Raw genomic sequence first — 15,150 nt, 5'->3', positions numbered from 1 at the left:
GAGCGTCAGCCCGGGTTTTCTGGCAGCCAGGAAAGGAAATGCGGCCCGATGTAGCGCTTGGGCAGCTGGAACTCCTCGGGGTATTCCACTTCCACCAGGTACAACCCATAGGGATGCGCGGTGACACCGCCGGTTCGCCGGACGCGACTTTCCAGCACTTCACGCGCCCACTCCGGCGGCCGCTCGCCGGCACCGATGGTCATCAGCACCCCGGCGAAGTTGCGCACCATGTGGTGGAGGAAGGCGTTGGCGCGGATGTCCAGGACGATGAAGCGCCCATGCTCGCTCAGGCGCAGGTGGTGCACCGTCTTGATCGGCGACTTGGCCTGGCACTGGCGGGCACGGAACGCGCTGAAGTCATGGGTGCCCACCAGGTGGGCAGCAGCCTCGCGCATGCGCTCGACATCCAGCGGCCGATGGTTCCAGGTGACCTCCTCGGCCATGTGCGCCGGGCGGATCTGGTCGTTGTAGATGACGTAGCGATAGCGCCGCGCCATGGCACTGAAGCGCGCATCGAAGTGCCGCGGCATCTCCTGGGCCCAGGCCACGCTGATGTCGCCCGGCAGGTTCATGTTCGCCCCCATGACCCATGCATGCATGGAGCGCTGGACCGGCGTGTCGAAGTGCACCACCTGGCCGCTGGCATGCACCAGCGCATCGGTGCGGCCGGCACAGCTGAGCGTCACCGGCGCGCCGCCGGCCACCTTGGACAGGGCCTTCTCCAGGCACTCCTGGACCGACGGAACCCCGGCGCGCTGGCGCTGGAAGCCGCGATAGCGGGAGCCCTTGTACTCGACGCCGAGGGCGATTCTGTAAATGCCAACGGCAGCCGAGTCGGCTGCCGTTGTGGGTACTGCTTGGGTCATTGATCAGCTGATACGGGCGATGAGCTCGCGCGCTTCCTGTTGCTGGTTCTCACTGCCCTCGGCCATCACTTCGTCGAGGATGTCGCGGGCGCCTTCGGTGTCACCCATGTCGATGTAGGCGCGGGCCAGATCGAGCTTGGTGGCGGTTTCGTCGGTTCCGGAGAGGAAGTCGAAGTCGTCTTCGCCATCCAGGTCCAGCGCCGGAGCGGCGGTGCTGGCCGGTGCGCTTTCTGCCGGCGGCTGGTCGAGGCTCTCGGCGAGCTGGTCGAGCTCGGCGGTCACTTCATCCAGCTTGGCGGCAAAGCTGTCGGAAAGCGGCGCGTCCACTTCGGCGGCCGGCTCGTCCTCGGGCATCGACAGGTCGAAGTCGGACGGCAGTTCGAAGGCGGAAGCGGCTTCTTCCTTGGCCGGCTCGGCGGCAGGTTCGGCCCCACCCAGGCCCAGCTCGTCGTCGAGGCTGAGGAGGAAGTCGTCTTCCTCGGCGACGGTCGGCTTGGTGTCGGATTCCAGATCCAGGCTGAAGTCGGCGAGATCGTCACCCAGGTCCAGCGGCTCTTCCGCCAGCGGCTTGCTATCCAGTTCCAGGTCGAAGCCCAGCTCGTCGTCGAGGCTCGCAGCCGGGGCGGCGGGTTCGTCGAGGCTCAGGTCGAGATCGTCCAGGCCGGCCAGCGCATCGTTGCCGGCGGACGCCTGCAGGTCGCGATCGAGGTCGGCTTCCAGCTCGTCGAGGCTCAGGTCGAAGGCATCGTCCAGATCCGACTCCGCGGCGGCGGGCGCCGGGGCAGCGGGAGCGGCGGGCTCGTCCAGGGTCAGGTCGTCGAGGCTGAAGCTGTCCAGGTCGTCCGCAGCGGAAGAGCTGGCGGCGAAGCCCAGGCCTGCAGCGGCGGCAAGCGCCATGGCCGGGTACTTGGCCTTGAGCTGGTCGACTTCGGCGTAGGCACCGCCGATCTCACGCAGCTCGCTTTCCTGGCGGGCGAAGCCGTCGCGGTCACCCAGTTCGGCGTAGACCTCCATCAGTTTCAGGCGCAGGTCGGCACGGTGCGGCTCGTCATTGATGGCGTTCTGCAGCAGCTCGGCAGCCTGGTTGAAACGACCGTAGGCGATATAGATGTCGGCTTCGCTGATGGCGTCGCCAGTCTGGGCGGTGACGCGCTCTTCGGCCTGGGCAGGCGCGGCGGCCGCTACGGCGGGCTCGTTCTCGAGGCCGGCGAAGGCGTTGTCCTGGATGTCCAGGTCGTTGTCGAAGTGGGTGTCGTCATCCTGGGCAGCCAGGCTGTTCTGCAGCTCGGCTTCCTTCATCGCATTGCGACGGGACAGGATCATCAGGGCGACCAGCAGCGCCAGCAGCGCGCCGCCACCGGCGATACCCAGCAGCATCGGGTTGCCCATCAGGTCGTCGATGAAACCGGGCTGCTCGGCTTCGGGCTCGGCCGGAGCGGGCGCGGCGGCAACCGGCGCAGGCTCGACCGGCTTGGCGGCTTCGGCCGGAGCGGCAGGTTTTTCAACGGCATCAGCCGGCTCACTGGCCGGCTGCTGGTTCTGGGACTGGGCGGCTGCATCAGGTGCAGCCGGCTCCTCGTTGTAGTTGTAGTCCGGCGCCTGCCCGGCCGGGGGAGTGGCCTGGGTAGCGTCGGGTGCCGGAGTAGCCGGCACCGCTGCGGGTTGTTCGGCAGCCGGAGCCGCCGGGGTGGCGGAAGCGGCTGGCGTTGCCGGGGTCGGCGTGGCCGGAGTCGCCGGGGCGGCGGCTTCGGGTTTCTTCGCCAGGTCACCCTGCAGCTTGGCCAGTTGGTCGTCCTTCAGCTGGATGAGGCGTTGCAGCTTGTCCAGCTGGCTCTGCAGGTCGCTCATCCGGCCCTTGAGCTCGTCGTTCTCGCGACGGGTGGTGTCCAGGCTTTCCTGGGTGACGGCCAGCTTCTCGGACAGGGCCTTGCTGTTGCCGTTGCCGGCACCCTTCTCGCTGCCAGCAGTGGACTTGCCACTGTCGGCGGAGAGCAGGCGCAGGCTGTCCTTGCTTTCGGTCTTGGCAGGAGCGGCACCGGCAGTGGCGCGCTTGGTGGCGTCCAGCTGGCGCTGACCGGCACTGCCCGCAACCGCGCTGCCGTCACGCCAGGCGGCGTTCTGAGCGGCGACCTGGGCGATGGCTTCGGATTGCGAACGGCTGGCGATCTGCGCATCGGTCGGCATGCGCAGCACCTGGCCGCTCTTCATGCGATTGATGTTGCCGCCGACGAAGGCATCCGGGTTCAGGTCCTGGATGGCCAGCATGGCCTGGTGTACGGAGCCGCTGGAGCGATTGCGCTGGGCGATTTCCCAGAGGGTGTCGCTACCGGTGGTCTTGTATTCCTCGGCGCCCGCCTTGGCGGTGGAAGCGGTCGGCGCTACCGGAGCGGCAGCACGCGGAGCCTGGGCGGCCGGGCTGGTGCTCGGACGCGGGGCGGCAGCGGCCGGACGCGGGGCCTGGGCCGGAGCGGCGATGGGCATGCTCGGCACGACGGCAGCGGTGGTTTCGGGGGAATAGGTCGGCGGGTCCAGCAGCAGGGTGTATTCGCGCAGCAGGCGGCCATTGGGCCACAGCACCTCTACCAGGAAATTGAGGTAGGGCTCGCGCACCGGCTTGTTGGAGGTAACGCGGATCACGCTCTTGCCGTTGGGCTTGAGCACTGGCGTGAACTTCAGATCGGTCAGGAAGTACTGGCGATCGACACCAGCCTTGCTGAACTCCTCGGCCGTAGCCAGGTTCGGAACGACTTCGTTGGAAGCCAGGTCGCGGACCTCGAGCAACTCGATCTCAGCCACCAGCGGCTGATTCAAGGCGGACTTCAGGGTCACTTCCCCGAGCCCCAGAGCATGTGCCATGCCGGAGGTCAGCGCCGAAGCAGCCGCAATTGCCAGCACCAGTTTGCGAACCCGAATCATAGCGTAATCCCTTGTTTTATCTTTTTTTCTCGGCCGAACGAGAGAGTATTTTGATCGCTGCCACAACGCGCCATAGCGGTTCCCCGTCAGCGATGAAAACTAAACCAGTATTGTCAAGCTAGAAAAGTTCTTCAAATTTTCAGGTAAGTATCTTTTACAGATAGTGTTTTATCAATAACTCGCCGGACTGTACGGCGTTGAGTGCAGCGCCTTTTCGCACATTATCAGACGCAATCCACAAATTGACTTGGCGCGGGTCTTCCAGCCCTTTTCGCACCCGGCCGACGTAGATCACATCCTGCCCCACAGCGTCACCTACTGCCGTCGGGTAGTCGTCCCGCTCGACCAGTTCGATGCCCGGCGCAGCCTCCAGTCGCTCCAGCACACGAGCCAGATCGACGTCCTCGCGCACCTGCAGCGAGACGCTCAGGCTGTCGCCAAAGAACACCGGCACGAGCACGCAGGTGGCAGCCACGTCCAGCGTCGGGGCGACGAGCAGCGCCTTCAATTCGCGTGCCAGTCTTCTTTCCAGTTGCGCGTGCCCGTCCCCGTCCACCGCATCGGGTTGGGCGAGGACGTTGAAAGCCACCTGGCGATCGAAGAAGCGCGGCTCCAGCGGGCGAGCATTGAGCAACTCGGCGGTCTGCCGGGCCAGTTCGTTGACGCCTTCGCGCCCACGGCTGGAGACCGCGAGGCAGGCGGTGACGGTGACCCGCTCGATGCCCAGGGAGGCCAGAGGAGCCAACGCGCAGGCCAACGCCACGGCGGACGCGCTCGGGCTGCTCACTCTATAAGGAGGGGCCAGTTCGCCCAGCAGGCCGGCATTGGCTTCGGGCACCAGAGGCTTGGCGTCATCCAGCGCCCCGGACAGGTCGATCACCGCACAGCCCGCCTGGCTGGCGCGATCGGCAAAGCTGCGGCTCACCGCTTCGCCAGCGGCGAAGAAGGCCAGGCGTACCTGGGAGAAGTCGAACTCGGCGACATCGCGCACGCGCAGGTTCTTGCCACGGAACGGCACGGAGGCGCCGGCGGACTCGATGCTCGCCAGCAGGTGCAGGGTGCCGATGGGGAATTCGCGCTCGGCGAGGAGCTCGACGAGGGTTTCGCCAACGGTGCCGGTGGCGCCGACAACGGCGATATCGAAGGACTGGCTCATGGACATTGCCTCTGGCGAAACGGGAGCGGCACTTTAACCGCCGCCCCGCACGCAGGCAATCGAGGGAAACCGGGCGCCGACGAGCCTCATCGGCGCCCCGGATCGATCAACGCTCCAGGAGGATGCGCAGCATGCGGCGCAGCGGTTCGGCCGCGCCCCACAGCAGTTGGTCGCCGACGGTGAAGGCGCCCAGGTACTGCGAGCCCATGTTGAGCTTGCGCAGGCGGCCCACCGGCACGCTGAGGGTGCCGGTCACGGCGGTCGGGGTCAGCTCGCGCATGCTGATCTCGCGCTGGTTCGGCACCAGCTTCACCCAGGGGTTGTGCTGGCTGATCATCCCTTCGATGTCGGCGATCGGCACATCCTTGTTCAGCTTGATGGTCAGCGCCTGGCTGTGGCAGCGCATGGCGCCGATGCGCACGCAGATGCCGTCCACCGGGATCGGGCTCTTGAAGCGGCCGAGGATCTTGTTGGTCTCGGCCTGGCCCTTCCACTCTTCGCGGCTCTGGCCGTTGGGCAGCTCCTTGTCGATCCAGGGGATCAGGCTGCCGGCCAGCGGCACGCCGAAGTTCTCGGTCGGGAAGGCTTCGCCGCGCATGGTCTCGGCCACCTTGCGGTCGATGTCGAGGATGGCGCTGGCCGGGTTGGCCAGGTCATCGGCGACCGCGGCGTGGGTGGCGCCCATCTGCTTGATCAGCTCGCGCATGTTCTGCGCACCGGCGCCGGAGGCGGCCTGGTAGGTCATGGCGCTCATCCACTCCACCAGGCCGGCTTCGAACAGGCCGCCCAGGGCCATCAGCATCAGGCTGACGGTGCAGTTGCCACCGATGTAGTTCTTGGTGCCGGCGTCCAGCTGCTGGTCGATCACGCGGCGGTTGACCGGGTCGAGGACGATGACCGCGTCATCCTGCATGCGCAGGCTGGAGGCGGCGTCGATCCAGTAGCCCTGCCAGCCGGCTTCGCGCAGCTTGGGGAAGACTTCACTGGTGTAGTCGCCACCCTGGCAGGTCAGGATCACGTCGAGGCTCTTCAGCTCGTCGATGCTGTAGGCATCCTTCAGCGGAGCGACGTCCTTGCCGATCGCCGGGCCTTGCCCGCCGACGTTGGAGGTGGTGAAGAAAACCGGCTCGATCAGGTCGAAATCCCGCTCTTCCAGCATCCGCTGCATGAGTACGGAACCCACCATGCCGCGCCAACCGATCAGACCTACACGCTTCATGACAACTACACCTTTCAGGGAAAAAGTGGGCCGCTGCCATGCAGCGGGCCCGACAGATTACAGATTACGCAGGGCCTCGACCACTGCATCGCCCATGGCTTGGGTACCGACCTTGGTGGTACCGGCGGAGAAGATGTCGCCGGTGCGCAGCCCCTGGTCGAGGACGTTGCTCACGGCCTTCTCGATGGCATCCGCGGCGGTGCCCTGGTTGAAGCTGTAGCGCAGCATCATCGAGACCGAGAGGATGGTCGCCAGCGGGTTGGCGATGCCCTGGCCGGCGATGTCCGGCGCAGAACCGTGGCACGGCTCGTACATGCCCTTGTTGTTCGCATCCAGGGAGGCGGAAGGCAGCATGCCGATGGAGCCGGTGAGCATGGAAGCCTCATCCGACAGGATGTCGCCGAACATGTTGTCGGTGACCATGACGTCGAACTGCTTGGGTGCACGCACCAGCTGCATGGCCGCGTTGTCGACGTACATGTGCGACAGCTCGACGTCCGGGTAGTCCTTGGCTACCTCCTCCACCACTTCGCGCCACAGCTGGCTGGAGGCGAGCACGTTGGCCTTGTCCACCGAGCACAGCTTCTTGCCACGCACGCGGGCCATGTCGAAGCCGACTCGGGCGATGCGGCGGATTTCGCTCTCGGCATACGGCAGGGTGTCGTAGGCCTGGCGCTCGCCGTTCTCCAGCACGCGCTGCTCGCGTGGCTGGCCGAAGTAGATGCCGCCGGTCAGCTCGCGGACGATGAGGATGTCCAGGCCCGAGACCACCTCCGGCTTGAGGCTGGAAGCGTCCGCCAGTTGCGGATAGAGGATGGCCGGGCGCAGGTTGGCGAACAGCCCCAGTTGCGAGCGGATCTTCAGCAGGCCGCGCTCCGGGCGGATGTCGCGCTCGATCTTGTCCCATTTCGGCCCACCCACGGCGCCCAGCAGCACGGCGTCGGCCTGGCGCGCGCGTTCCAGGGTCTCGTCGGCCAGCGGCACGCCATGCTTGTCGATGGCGGCGCCGCCGATCACGTCGTGGGTCAGCTCGAAGCCGAGCTGGAACTTGTCATTGGCCAGCTCCAGCACCTTGACCGCCTCGGCCATGATTTCCGGGCCGATGCCGTCGCCAGGGAGAACCAGAATCTGTTTGCTCATGAGTCTTTCCTTCGGAAAAAAGCTTCACGCCCCAAGCCGCAGGCCCCAAGTACGTGTCGCTTGGAGCCTGCAGCCTGGCGCTCGGTTATTGAGTGGCCCACAGCACCAGCACGTCGGTACTGAAGGAGCCGTCCTCGGTGATCTCGAAATACGCGCGAACTTCCTCGCCCACCGCCTTCTGCAGGGCCAGGATGGCATCGCGGAACACATCGGGCGTACGCATCCGCGTGATCCAGGAGCCGAACTCCAGGCGCAGGCGCTGACGCGCATGGCGCTCGACGAACAGTCCCGCCTCGCTGACCTGACGCAACCACTCGGCGACGGAATAATCGCGCACATGGCTGGTGTCGCGCAGCACTTCCACCGCCTGCAGGTGGGTGTCGAGCAGCGGGCTGCCCGGCGACGCCACGTCGATGACGGCAACGCAACCACCCGGTTTCAGCACCCGGCGCACCTCGCGCAGGGCCAGGCCCAGGTCGCTCCAGTGATGCGCGGAGTAACGGCTGAAGACGAAATCGAAGCTGGCGTCGGCGAAAGGCAGGCGCTCGGCCGCCCCACGCTCGGTGCGCACGTTACCCAGGCCACGCTCGGAGGCAGCCGCGGCGACCACATCCAGCATCTGCTGCGACAGGTCGTAGGCCACCACTTCGCCGACCAGCGGCGCGACATGGAAACTGACATGGCCCGCGCCGCAACCGAGGTCGAGCACCCGCGCATCGCCCCGGCCCGCAACCGCTGCCTGCAACTGCGCGAACTCCGCGCCCTGGGCATGCACGGCGCTGCTCAGGTAGGCGCTGGCCTGCTCGCCGAACTGGCGCTGCACCACCTGCACATGGGCCTTGTCGCTCATCTCGCGTCCTCGCCTCAGGCGTCGCGGAACAGCCAGGGCTGCGCCTGGCGATGGCCACCCTCGAAGGCGCGGATGGCGTCCGCGTCCTGCAGGGTCAGGCCGATGTCGTCCAGGCCGTTGAGCAGGCAGTGCTTGCGGAAGGCGTCCACGTCGAAGGAATAGGTCTTGCCGTCCGGACGGGTCACCGTCTGCGCGGCGAGGTCGACGGTGAGCCGGTAGCCCTCCTGCGCTTCGCATTGCTTGAACAGCTCGTCCACTTCCTCGTCCTTCAGGATGATCGGCAGCAGGCCGTTCTTGAAGCTGTTGTTGAAGAAGATGTCGGCGTAGCTCGGCGCGATGATGGCGCGGAAGCCGTATTCCTCGAGGGCCCACGGCGCATGCTCGCGGGAGGAGCCGCAGCCGAAGTTCTCACGGGCCAGCAGCACGCTGGCGCCCTGGAAGCGGGGGAAGTTGAGGACGAAGTCCGGGTTCACCGGGCGCTTGGAGTTGTCCTGGTTCGGCTGGCCGACGTCCAGGTAGCGCCACTCGTCGAACAGGTTCGGGCCGAAGCCGGTGCGCTTGATCGACTTGAGGAACTGCTTGGGGATGATCTGGTCGGTGTCGACGTTGGCACGATCGAGCGGAGCGACGAGACCGGTGTGTTGGGTGAAGGCTTTCATCTCGCTCTCCTTACTTGAGCATCTCGCGAACATCGACGAAGCGGCCGTTGACGGCGGCTGCGGCGGCCATGGCCGGGCTGACCAGGTGGGTACGCCCACCGGCACCCTGGCGGCCTTCGAAGTTGCGGTTGGAGGTGGAGGCGCAATGCTCGCCGCTTTCCAGGCGGTCCGGGTTCATCGCCAGGCACATGGAGCAGCCCGGCTCACGCCATTCGAAACCTGCCTCGATGAAGATCTTGTCCAGCCCCTCGCGCTCGGCCTGCTGCTTCACCAGGCCCGAGCCCGGCACCACCATCGCCTGCTTGACGGTCGCGGCGACCTTGCGACCCTTGGCCACTTCCGCAGCGGCGCGCAGGTCTTCGATGCGCGAGTTGGTGCAGGAGCCGATGAACACGCGGTCCAGCTGGATATCGGTGATCGCCTGGTTGGCGGCCAGGCCCATGTACTTGAGGGCGCGGGTGATGGAGTCACGCTTGACCGGGTCGGCCTCGACGGCCGGGTCCGGCACGCGCTGGTCGACCGGCAGCACCATCTCCGGCGAGGTGCCCCAGCTGACCTGGGGAATGATGTCCTCGGCACGCATCTCGATCACGGTATCGAAGTGGGCGTCGGCGTCGGAAACCAGGCCGCGCCAGACCGCCACGGCCTTCTCCCAGTCCGCCCCCTTGGGTGCGAAGGGGCGGCCCTCGACATAGGCGATGGTCTTCTCGTCCACCGCCACCATGCCCACGCGGGCACCGGCCTCGATGGACATGTTGCAGATGGTCATGCGGCCTTCCATGGACAGCTCGCGAATGGCGCTGCCGGCGAACTCCAGGGCGTGGCCGTTGCCGCCGGCGGTGCCGATCCTGCCGATCACCGCGAGCACGATGTCCTTGGCGGTGACGCCGAAGGGCAGCGTGCCCTCCACGCGCACCTGCATGTTCTTCATCTTCTTGGCGATCAGGCACTGGGTGGCGAGCACATGCTCCACCTCGGAGGTGCCGATGCCGTGGGCCAGCGCACCGAAGGCACCGTGGGTGGAGGTGTGCGAGTCGCCGCAGACCACGGTCATGCCCGGCAGGGTGGCACCCTGCTCCGGGCCGACCACGTGGACGATGCCCTGGCGAACATCATTCATCTTGAACTCGAGGATGCCGAAGTCGTCGCAGTTCTCATCGAGGGTCTGCACCTGGATGCGCGACACCTCGTCGGCGATGGCCTCGAGGCCGCCCTGGCGCTCGGCGCGGGTGGTCGGCACGTTGTGGTCCGGGGTGGCGATGTTGGCGTCGATGCGCCACGGCTTGCGGTCGGCCAGACGCAGGCCTTCGAACGCCTGGGGCGAGGTCACTTCATGAAGGATGTGGCGGTCGATGTAGATCAGCGACGAACCATCGTCGCGGCGCTTCACCTCGTGCATTTCCCAGAGCTTGTCGTAGAGCGTCTTGCCGGCCATCGGGCGTTCCTCATCAGCTTGTTTCCATGCCGGGGCTCTCATTGGACAAAAAGGCCCCTTGGCTTGTGGGGATGATCCTAGGGATTTGACATGAATAACTCAAATTCATATTTTTTATCCAATGGATTCCTACAAGGAATCGATAGCCCCGCAGTCGACCGCCACCCATGCGACTGCCCTCTCCCGCACACCCGCCGCCCACGCGGCCCGGAGCCCCAGCGCCATGGATCTCGCCAGCCTCAATGCCTTCATCGCCATCGCCGAAACCGGCAGCTTCTCCGAAGCCGGCGAGCGCCTGCACCTGACCCAGCCGGCGGTGAGCAAGCGCATCGCCTCCCTGGAGCAGCAGCTGAACGTGCGCCTGTTCGACCGCCTCGGCCGCGAAGTGGGGCTGACCGAGGCCGGCCGCGCCCTGCTGCCACGGGCCTACCAGATCCTCAATGTGCTGGACGACACCCGTCGCGCCCTCTCCAACCTGTCCGGCGACATCAGCGGCCGCCTGACCCTGGCCACCAGCCACCACATCGGCCTGCATCGCCTGCCGCCGCTGCTGCGCGCCTTCACCCGTGCCTACCCGCAGGTGGCGCTGGACATCCAGTTCCTCGACTCCGAGGTCGCCTACGAGGAAATCCTGCATGGCCGCGCCGAGCTGGCGGTGATCACCCTGGCCCCGGAAACCGCGCTGCCGGTGCAGGCGGTGCCGGTCTGGGACGACGCCCTGGACTTCGTCGCCGCCCCGGAGCACCCGCTGGCCCGCGACAAGACCATCTTCCTCGCCGACGTGGCCAAGCACCCGGCGGTGTTCCCCGGTGGCAACACCTTCACCCATCACATCGTGCGGCGCCTGTTCGAGGCCGAGGGGCTGACGCCCAACATCGGCATGAGCACCAACTACATGGAGACCATCAAGATGATGGTTTCCATCGGCCTGGCCTGGAGCGTGCTACCGCGCACCATGCTCGACGAACAGGTGGTCCGCCTGCCGCTGCAGGACATCCAGCTGAGCCGCAAGCTCGGCTATATCCTGCACACGGACCGCACCCTGTCGAACGCGGCCAAGGCCTTCATGGCGCTGCTCGACGCCCAGCGCGATCACCTTGCGTAGTCCCCGAGGCTGGGGCTAACGTGAGCCGCATAACGATAAGAAAAGGCCCGCGCATGCCCTGTCCACCCCGCCCACTCCCACCTGTCCTCCCGCCAGATTGCAGTCACCGGACCGGAAGGGGCCACCATGTCCAAGCCAACTGACCATCCGCCGCTGCCCTATATACCCGCCCTCGACCCGGCCGAATTCGAGCAGAGCTGGCAGGACGTGCAACGCCTGCTCGCCGCCCTCAATGGCGCACGCCTGGGCGCCTGGGACTGGGACATCGCCAGCGGTCGGGTCAACTGGTCGCGCGGTGCGCAGGCGCTGTTCGGCCTGGACCCCAAGCGCCCGCTGCGTACCCAGGTCGACTACATCGAGCTGATTCCCGAGGAGGACCGCGCCGGGGTCATGGAGCTCTTCGCCCGCGTCCTTTCCGGCGCCCACCCCGAGCGCGCCTTCCGCCACCGCATCCGCTGGCCCGACGGCAGCCTGCACTGGCTGGAGATCAGCGGCAGCCCGCAGCAGGATGCCGATGGCCGCAAGCGCATCATCGGCGTGATCCGCGACGTGACCGAGCAGCAGGAACGCGCCGAAGCCCTGGAAAACTCCCAGCGACGCTTCTCCAGCCTGTTCCACCTGAGCCCCGACGTGGTGCTGCTGGTGCGCATGGAGGGCGGCATCATCACCGAGGCCAACCAGCACTTCGAGAGCGTGTTCGGCTGGCCGGCGGCCGAAGTGGTCGGCCGCAGCACGGCGGACCTGGGCATCTGGGTCCACCCGCAGCAGCGCGAGCTGCTGTATCGCAGCCGCAGCGATTCGGAAGACCCCATCGTCCAGGAAGTGCAACTGCGCACCCGCGACCAGCGCGTGCTCGACGGCGTGCTGTCCAGCCAGTTCATCGAGCTGGAGGGCGAATCCTTCCTCATCAGCACCTTCCTCGACACCACCGAGCGCAAGCGCGCCGAAGCCGCCCTGCGCACCAGTGAGGAAAAATTCTCCAAGGCCTTCCGCAGCACGCCCGACGCCGTGGTCATCACCGACCGCGAGACCGGCTGCTTCATCGAGGCCAACCCCGGCTTCCAGCGCCAGTTCGGCTGGGACACCAGCGAGACGATCGGCCGCAGCTCCCTGGAGCTGGGCATCTGGGTGCATGCCGGGCAGCGCCGCGAGATGCTCGATGACTTCGACCGCCACGGCACCCTGGACGGCCTCGAAGTGCAACTGCGCGGCCGTGACGGCAGCGTTAGCACCAACCTGCTCTACGGCGACCAGATCCAGCTCAACGGCCGCACCTGCCTGGTGCTGACGGTGCGCGACATCACCCGCATGCGCGCCCAGGAACGCGCCCTCAAGGAGAGCCAGGAGCGCCTGGCGCTGGCCCTGGAGTCCGCCGACCTGGGCACCTGGGACTGGCACATCCCCAGCAGCTGCCTGTATGGCTCGGCGCGCGCCTCCGCCCTGCACGGGCTGGCGGCCGAGCCCTACGAGGGCGACTTCAAGAACTTCTTCAGCTTCGTGCCGCTGGAAGACCAGATGGCCATGCGCCAGGCCTACCAGGACCTGCTGACCGGCGTGACCAAGGACTACCAGTTCACCTACCGCTCGCGCTTCGCCAACGGTGAGATCCACTACCTGGAAAGCACCGCCAAGCTCTACCGCGACGAAACCGGCGAGCCGCTGCGCATGGCCGGCATCCTCATCGACATCACCGAGCGGGTGCGCCGCGAGCAGCGCCTGGCGGCCTCGGAGGAGAAATTCGTCACCCTGTTCCAGGCCAGCCCCGACCCCATCTGCGTGACCCGCGTGCGCGATGGCGCCTTCATCGAGATCAACCCCAGCTTCACCGAGGTGTTCGGCTGGCGGCCGGACGAGATCGTCGGCCGCTGCGCACCGGAGATCGCCTTCTGGGTCGACCTGCAGCAACGCGACCGCCTGTCACGCGAGCTGATGCGCGAGAAGGGCCTGGACAACGTCGAGGCCCAGTACCTGACCCAGGACGGACGGACGCTGACCTGCGTGGTGTCCAGCCGCTTCATCCGCGTCGATCGCCAGTTGTGCATCACCACCACCTTCCGCGACATCACCGAGCGCCAGAAGGCCGAGGCCGCCCTGAAGGCCAGCCAGGAGAAGTTCGCCAAGGCGTTCCACTCCAGCCCGGACGCCATCACCATCACCGAGCGCGACACCGGCCGCTACATCGAGGTCAACGAGGGGTTCTGCCGCCTCACCGGCTACAGCGCCGAGGAAGTCATCGGGCGCACCGCCCATGACCTGAACATCTGGGCCCGCCCCGAGGAGCGTCAGCGCCTGGTCGAGGTCATGCGCCGCGACGGCCGCGCGCACCACCTGGAGATGTCCGGCCAGCACCGCGACGGCACGCGCAAGATGGTGGAGGTGTCGGTCGAGCAGATCGACCTGGACGGCAAGGCCTGCCTGCTGCTGACCGCCCGCGACATCAGCGCGCTGAAGGACGCCCAGGCGCAGATCCAGCACCTGGCCTACCACGACCCGCTGACCAACCTGCCCAACCGCGCACTGCTTATGGACCGCCTGACCCAGCAGATCGCCCTGCTCAAGCGCCACAAGCTGCGCGGCGCCCTGCTGTTCCTCGACCTCGACCACTTCAAGCACATCAATGATTCCCTCGGCCACCCGGTGGGCGACTCGGTGCTGAAGATGGTGACCGCGCGCCTAGAAGCCAGCGTGCGCCTGGAAGACACCGTGGCGCGCCTGGGCGGTGACGAATTCGTCGTGCTGCTCACCGGCCTGGAGGGCAAGCGCTCGGAAGTGACGCGCCAGGTGCGGCAGATCGCCGACAAGCTGCGCAAGCTGCTGGCCGAGCCCATGCTGCTGGACGGCCACCACCTGCAGGTGACGCCGAGCATGGGCGTGGCGCTGATCCCCGATCACGGCGAGACACCCGCCGACCTGCTCAAGCGCGCCGACATCGCCCTGTATCGGGCCAAGGACTCCGGGCGCAACGCCATCCAGCTGTTCCGCGCGACCATGCAGGAGGCCGCCAGCGAGCGCCTGCGGCTGGAGAACGACCTGCGCCTGGCGCTGGTGCGCGGCGAGTTCGAGCTGCACTTCCAGCCCCAGGTGGATGCCCGGGACAACCGCGTGATCGGCACCGAGGCCCTGCTGCGCTGGAAGCACCCGACGCTCGGCCCGCAATCGCCGGCGCAGTTCATCCAGGTGCTGGAGGAAAGCGGCCTGATCGTCGAAGTGGGCAGCTGGGTGCTGGCCGAAGCCTGCCGCGCCTGCGGGCAATTGTTCGCCGAGGGGCTGGCCAGCGCCGACGACTTCAGTCTGTGCGTGAACATCAGCCCACGGCAGTTCCGCCAGAGCGACTTCGTCGAGCGCATCGAGAAGAGCCTGGCCGATACGCATCTGCCGCGCAGCATCCTCAAACTGGAGATCACCGAAGGCATCGTCATCCAGAACCTCGACGACACCATCGGCAAGATGCGCCGCCTGAAGAAGCTCGGCGTCAGCTTCGCCATGGACGACTTCGGCACCGGCTACTCGTCGCTGACCTACCTCAAGCGCCTGCCGGTGGATGTGCTGAAGATCGACCAGTCATTCGTCCGCGACGCCACCAACGACCCCAACGACGCCGAGATCATCCGCGCCATCGTCGCCATGGCGCGCAGCCTGGGGCTGGGGATGGTGGCAGAGGGGGTGGAGCAGCAGGAGCAACTGGACTTCCTCGAGCAGCAGGGCTGCCACCTGTACCAGGGCTACCTGTTCAGCAAGCCGGTGCCGCTGGACGAGTTCCGCGCGCTGCTGGCCAGGAACCGCCAACAGGGCTGAGCGCCAGCC

At 66.8% G+C, this 15,150-nt stretch carries 10 protein-coding genes; 2 read left to right on the top strand and 8 right to left on the bottom strand.

All coding sequences use genetic code 11. From position 1 onward, the window contains the following. Positions 1–5: 5 nt before the first annotated feature. From truA to leuC, 8 genes are all read right to left on the bottom strand, one after another. The gene (gene truA, locus HSX14_RS08610) at positions 6–866 is read right to left on the bottom strand and encodes a tRNA pseudouridine(38-40) synthase TruA (protein WP_111259427.1); all 861 of its coding nucleotides are present in this window, start codon (positions 864–866) and stop codon (positions 6–8) included. Positions 867–869: 3 nt separating this feature from the next. Next, positions 870–3,782: a FimV family protein gene (locus HSX14_RS08605; protein ID WP_173177179.1), complete on the bottom strand. Its 2,913-nt coding sequence runs from the start codon at positions 3,780–3,782 to the stop codon at positions 870–872. Between the two features lie 154 nt (positions 3,783–3,936). After that, complete coding sequence (locus HSX14_RS08600; RefSeq protein ID WP_173177177.1) at positions 3,937–4,938, bottom strand: aspartate-semialdehyde dehydrogenase; 1,002 nt, start codon at positions 4,936–4,938, stop codon at positions 3,937–3,939. Between the two features lie 106 nt (positions 4,939–5,044). Continuing rightward, complete coding sequence (asd, locus tag HSX14_RS08595) at positions 5,045–6,157, bottom strand: aspartate-semialdehyde dehydrogenase (protein WP_173177175.1); 1,113 nt, start codon at positions 6,155–6,157, stop codon at positions 5,045–5,047. 57 nt (positions 6,158–6,214) lie between these two features. Beyond that, on the bottom strand, positions 6,215–7,297 hold the full coding sequence (gene leuB, locus HSX14_RS08590) for a 3-isopropylmalate dehydrogenase (RefSeq protein WP_173177173.1): 1,083 nt from the start codon (positions 7,295–7,297) through the stop codon (positions 6,215–6,217). 85 nt (positions 7,298–7,382) lie between these two features. Beyond that, positions 7,383–8,147, bottom strand: coding sequence for a class I SAM-dependent methyltransferase (locus tag HSX14_RS08585; protein ID WP_173177171.1), 765 nt, complete (start codon positions 8,145–8,147; stop codon positions 7,383–7,385). 14 nt (positions 8,148–8,161) lie between these two features. Then, on the bottom strand, positions 8,162–8,806 hold the full coding sequence (leuD, locus tag HSX14_RS08580) for a 3-isopropylmalate dehydratase small subunit (protein ID WP_173177169.1): 645 nt from the start codon (positions 8,804–8,806) through the stop codon (positions 8,162–8,164). A gap of 10 nt (positions 8,807–8,816) precedes the next feature. Next, the gene (leuC, locus tag HSX14_RS08575; RefSeq protein WP_173177167.1) at positions 8,817–10,241 is read right to left on the bottom strand and encodes a 3-isopropylmalate dehydratase large subunit; all 1,425 of its coding nucleotides are present in this window, start codon (positions 10,239–10,241) and stop codon (positions 8,817–8,819) included. A 223-nt stretch (positions 10,242–10,464) separates the two neighbouring features. Between leuC and HSX14_RS08570 the strand changes: the two genes are divergently transcribed. Together HSX14_RS08570 and HSX14_RS08565 are read left to right on the top strand one after the other, a co-directional pair. Then, positions 10,465–11,346 (top strand): LysR family transcriptional regulator, encoded by an 882-nt coding sequence (locus tag HSX14_RS08570; RefSeq protein ID WP_111259524.1) that lies wholly within the window; start codon positions 10,465–10,467, stop codon positions 11,344–11,346. A 126-nt stretch (positions 11,347–11,472) separates the two neighbouring features. Next, positions 11,473–15,141 carry a PAS domain S-box protein gene (locus HSX14_RS08565; protein WP_173177165.1) on the top strand — a complete coding sequence of 1,223 codons (3,669 nt, stop codon included), beginning with the start codon at positions 11,473–11,475 and terminating at the stop codon, positions 15,139–15,141. Positions 15,142–15,150: the final 9 nt, after the last annotated feature.

This window comes from Pseudomonas tohonis (assembly GCF_012767755.2).
GTDB classification, from domain to species: domain Bacteria; phylum Pseudomonadota; class Gammaproteobacteria; order Pseudomonadales; family Pseudomonadaceae; genus Metapseudomonas; species Metapseudomonas tohonis.
The sequence above is the reverse complement of the archived record's forward strand: the minus strand, read 5'-3'. Positions and strand labels throughout refer to the sequence as shown.

Coding starts and splice junctions, on each gene's coding strand:
- leuD (WP_173177169.1), bottom strand. CDS start 8,806: ATGAAAGCCTTCACCCAACACACCGGTCTCGTCGCTCCGCTCGATCGT.
- HSX14_RS08565 (WP_173177165.1), top strand. CDS start 11,473: ATGTCCAAGCCAACTGACCATCCGCCGCTGCCCTATATACCCGCCCTC.
- HSX14_RS08570 (WP_111259524.1), top strand. CDS start 10,465: ATGGATCTCGCCAGCCTCAATGCCTTCATCGCCATCGCCGAAACCGGC.
- HSX14_RS08585 (WP_173177171.1), bottom strand. CDS start 8,147: ATGAGCGACAAGGCCCATGTGCAGGTGGTGCAGCGCCAGTTCGGCGAG.
- HSX14_RS08605 (WP_173177179.1), bottom strand. CDS start 3,782: ATGATTCGGGTTCGCAAACTGGTGCTGGCAATTGCGGCTGCTTCGGCG.
- leuC (WP_173177167.1), bottom strand. CDS start 10,241: ATGGCCGGCAAGACGCTCTACGACAAGCTCTGGGAAATGCACGAGGTG.
- HSX14_RS08600 (WP_173177177.1), bottom strand. CDS start 4,938: ATGAGCCAGTCCTTCGATATCGCCGTTGTCGGCGCCACCGGCACCGTT.
- leuB (WP_173177173.1), bottom strand. CDS start 7,297: ATGAGCAAACAGATTCTGGTTCTCCCTGGCGACGGCATCGGCCCGGAA.
- asd (WP_173177175.1), bottom strand. CDS start 6,157: ATGAAGCGTGTAGGTCTGATCGGTTGGCGCGGCATGGTGGGTTCCGTA.
- truA (WP_111259427.1), bottom strand. CDS start 866: ATGACCCAAGCAGTACCCACAACGGCAGCCGACTCGGCTGCCGTTGGC.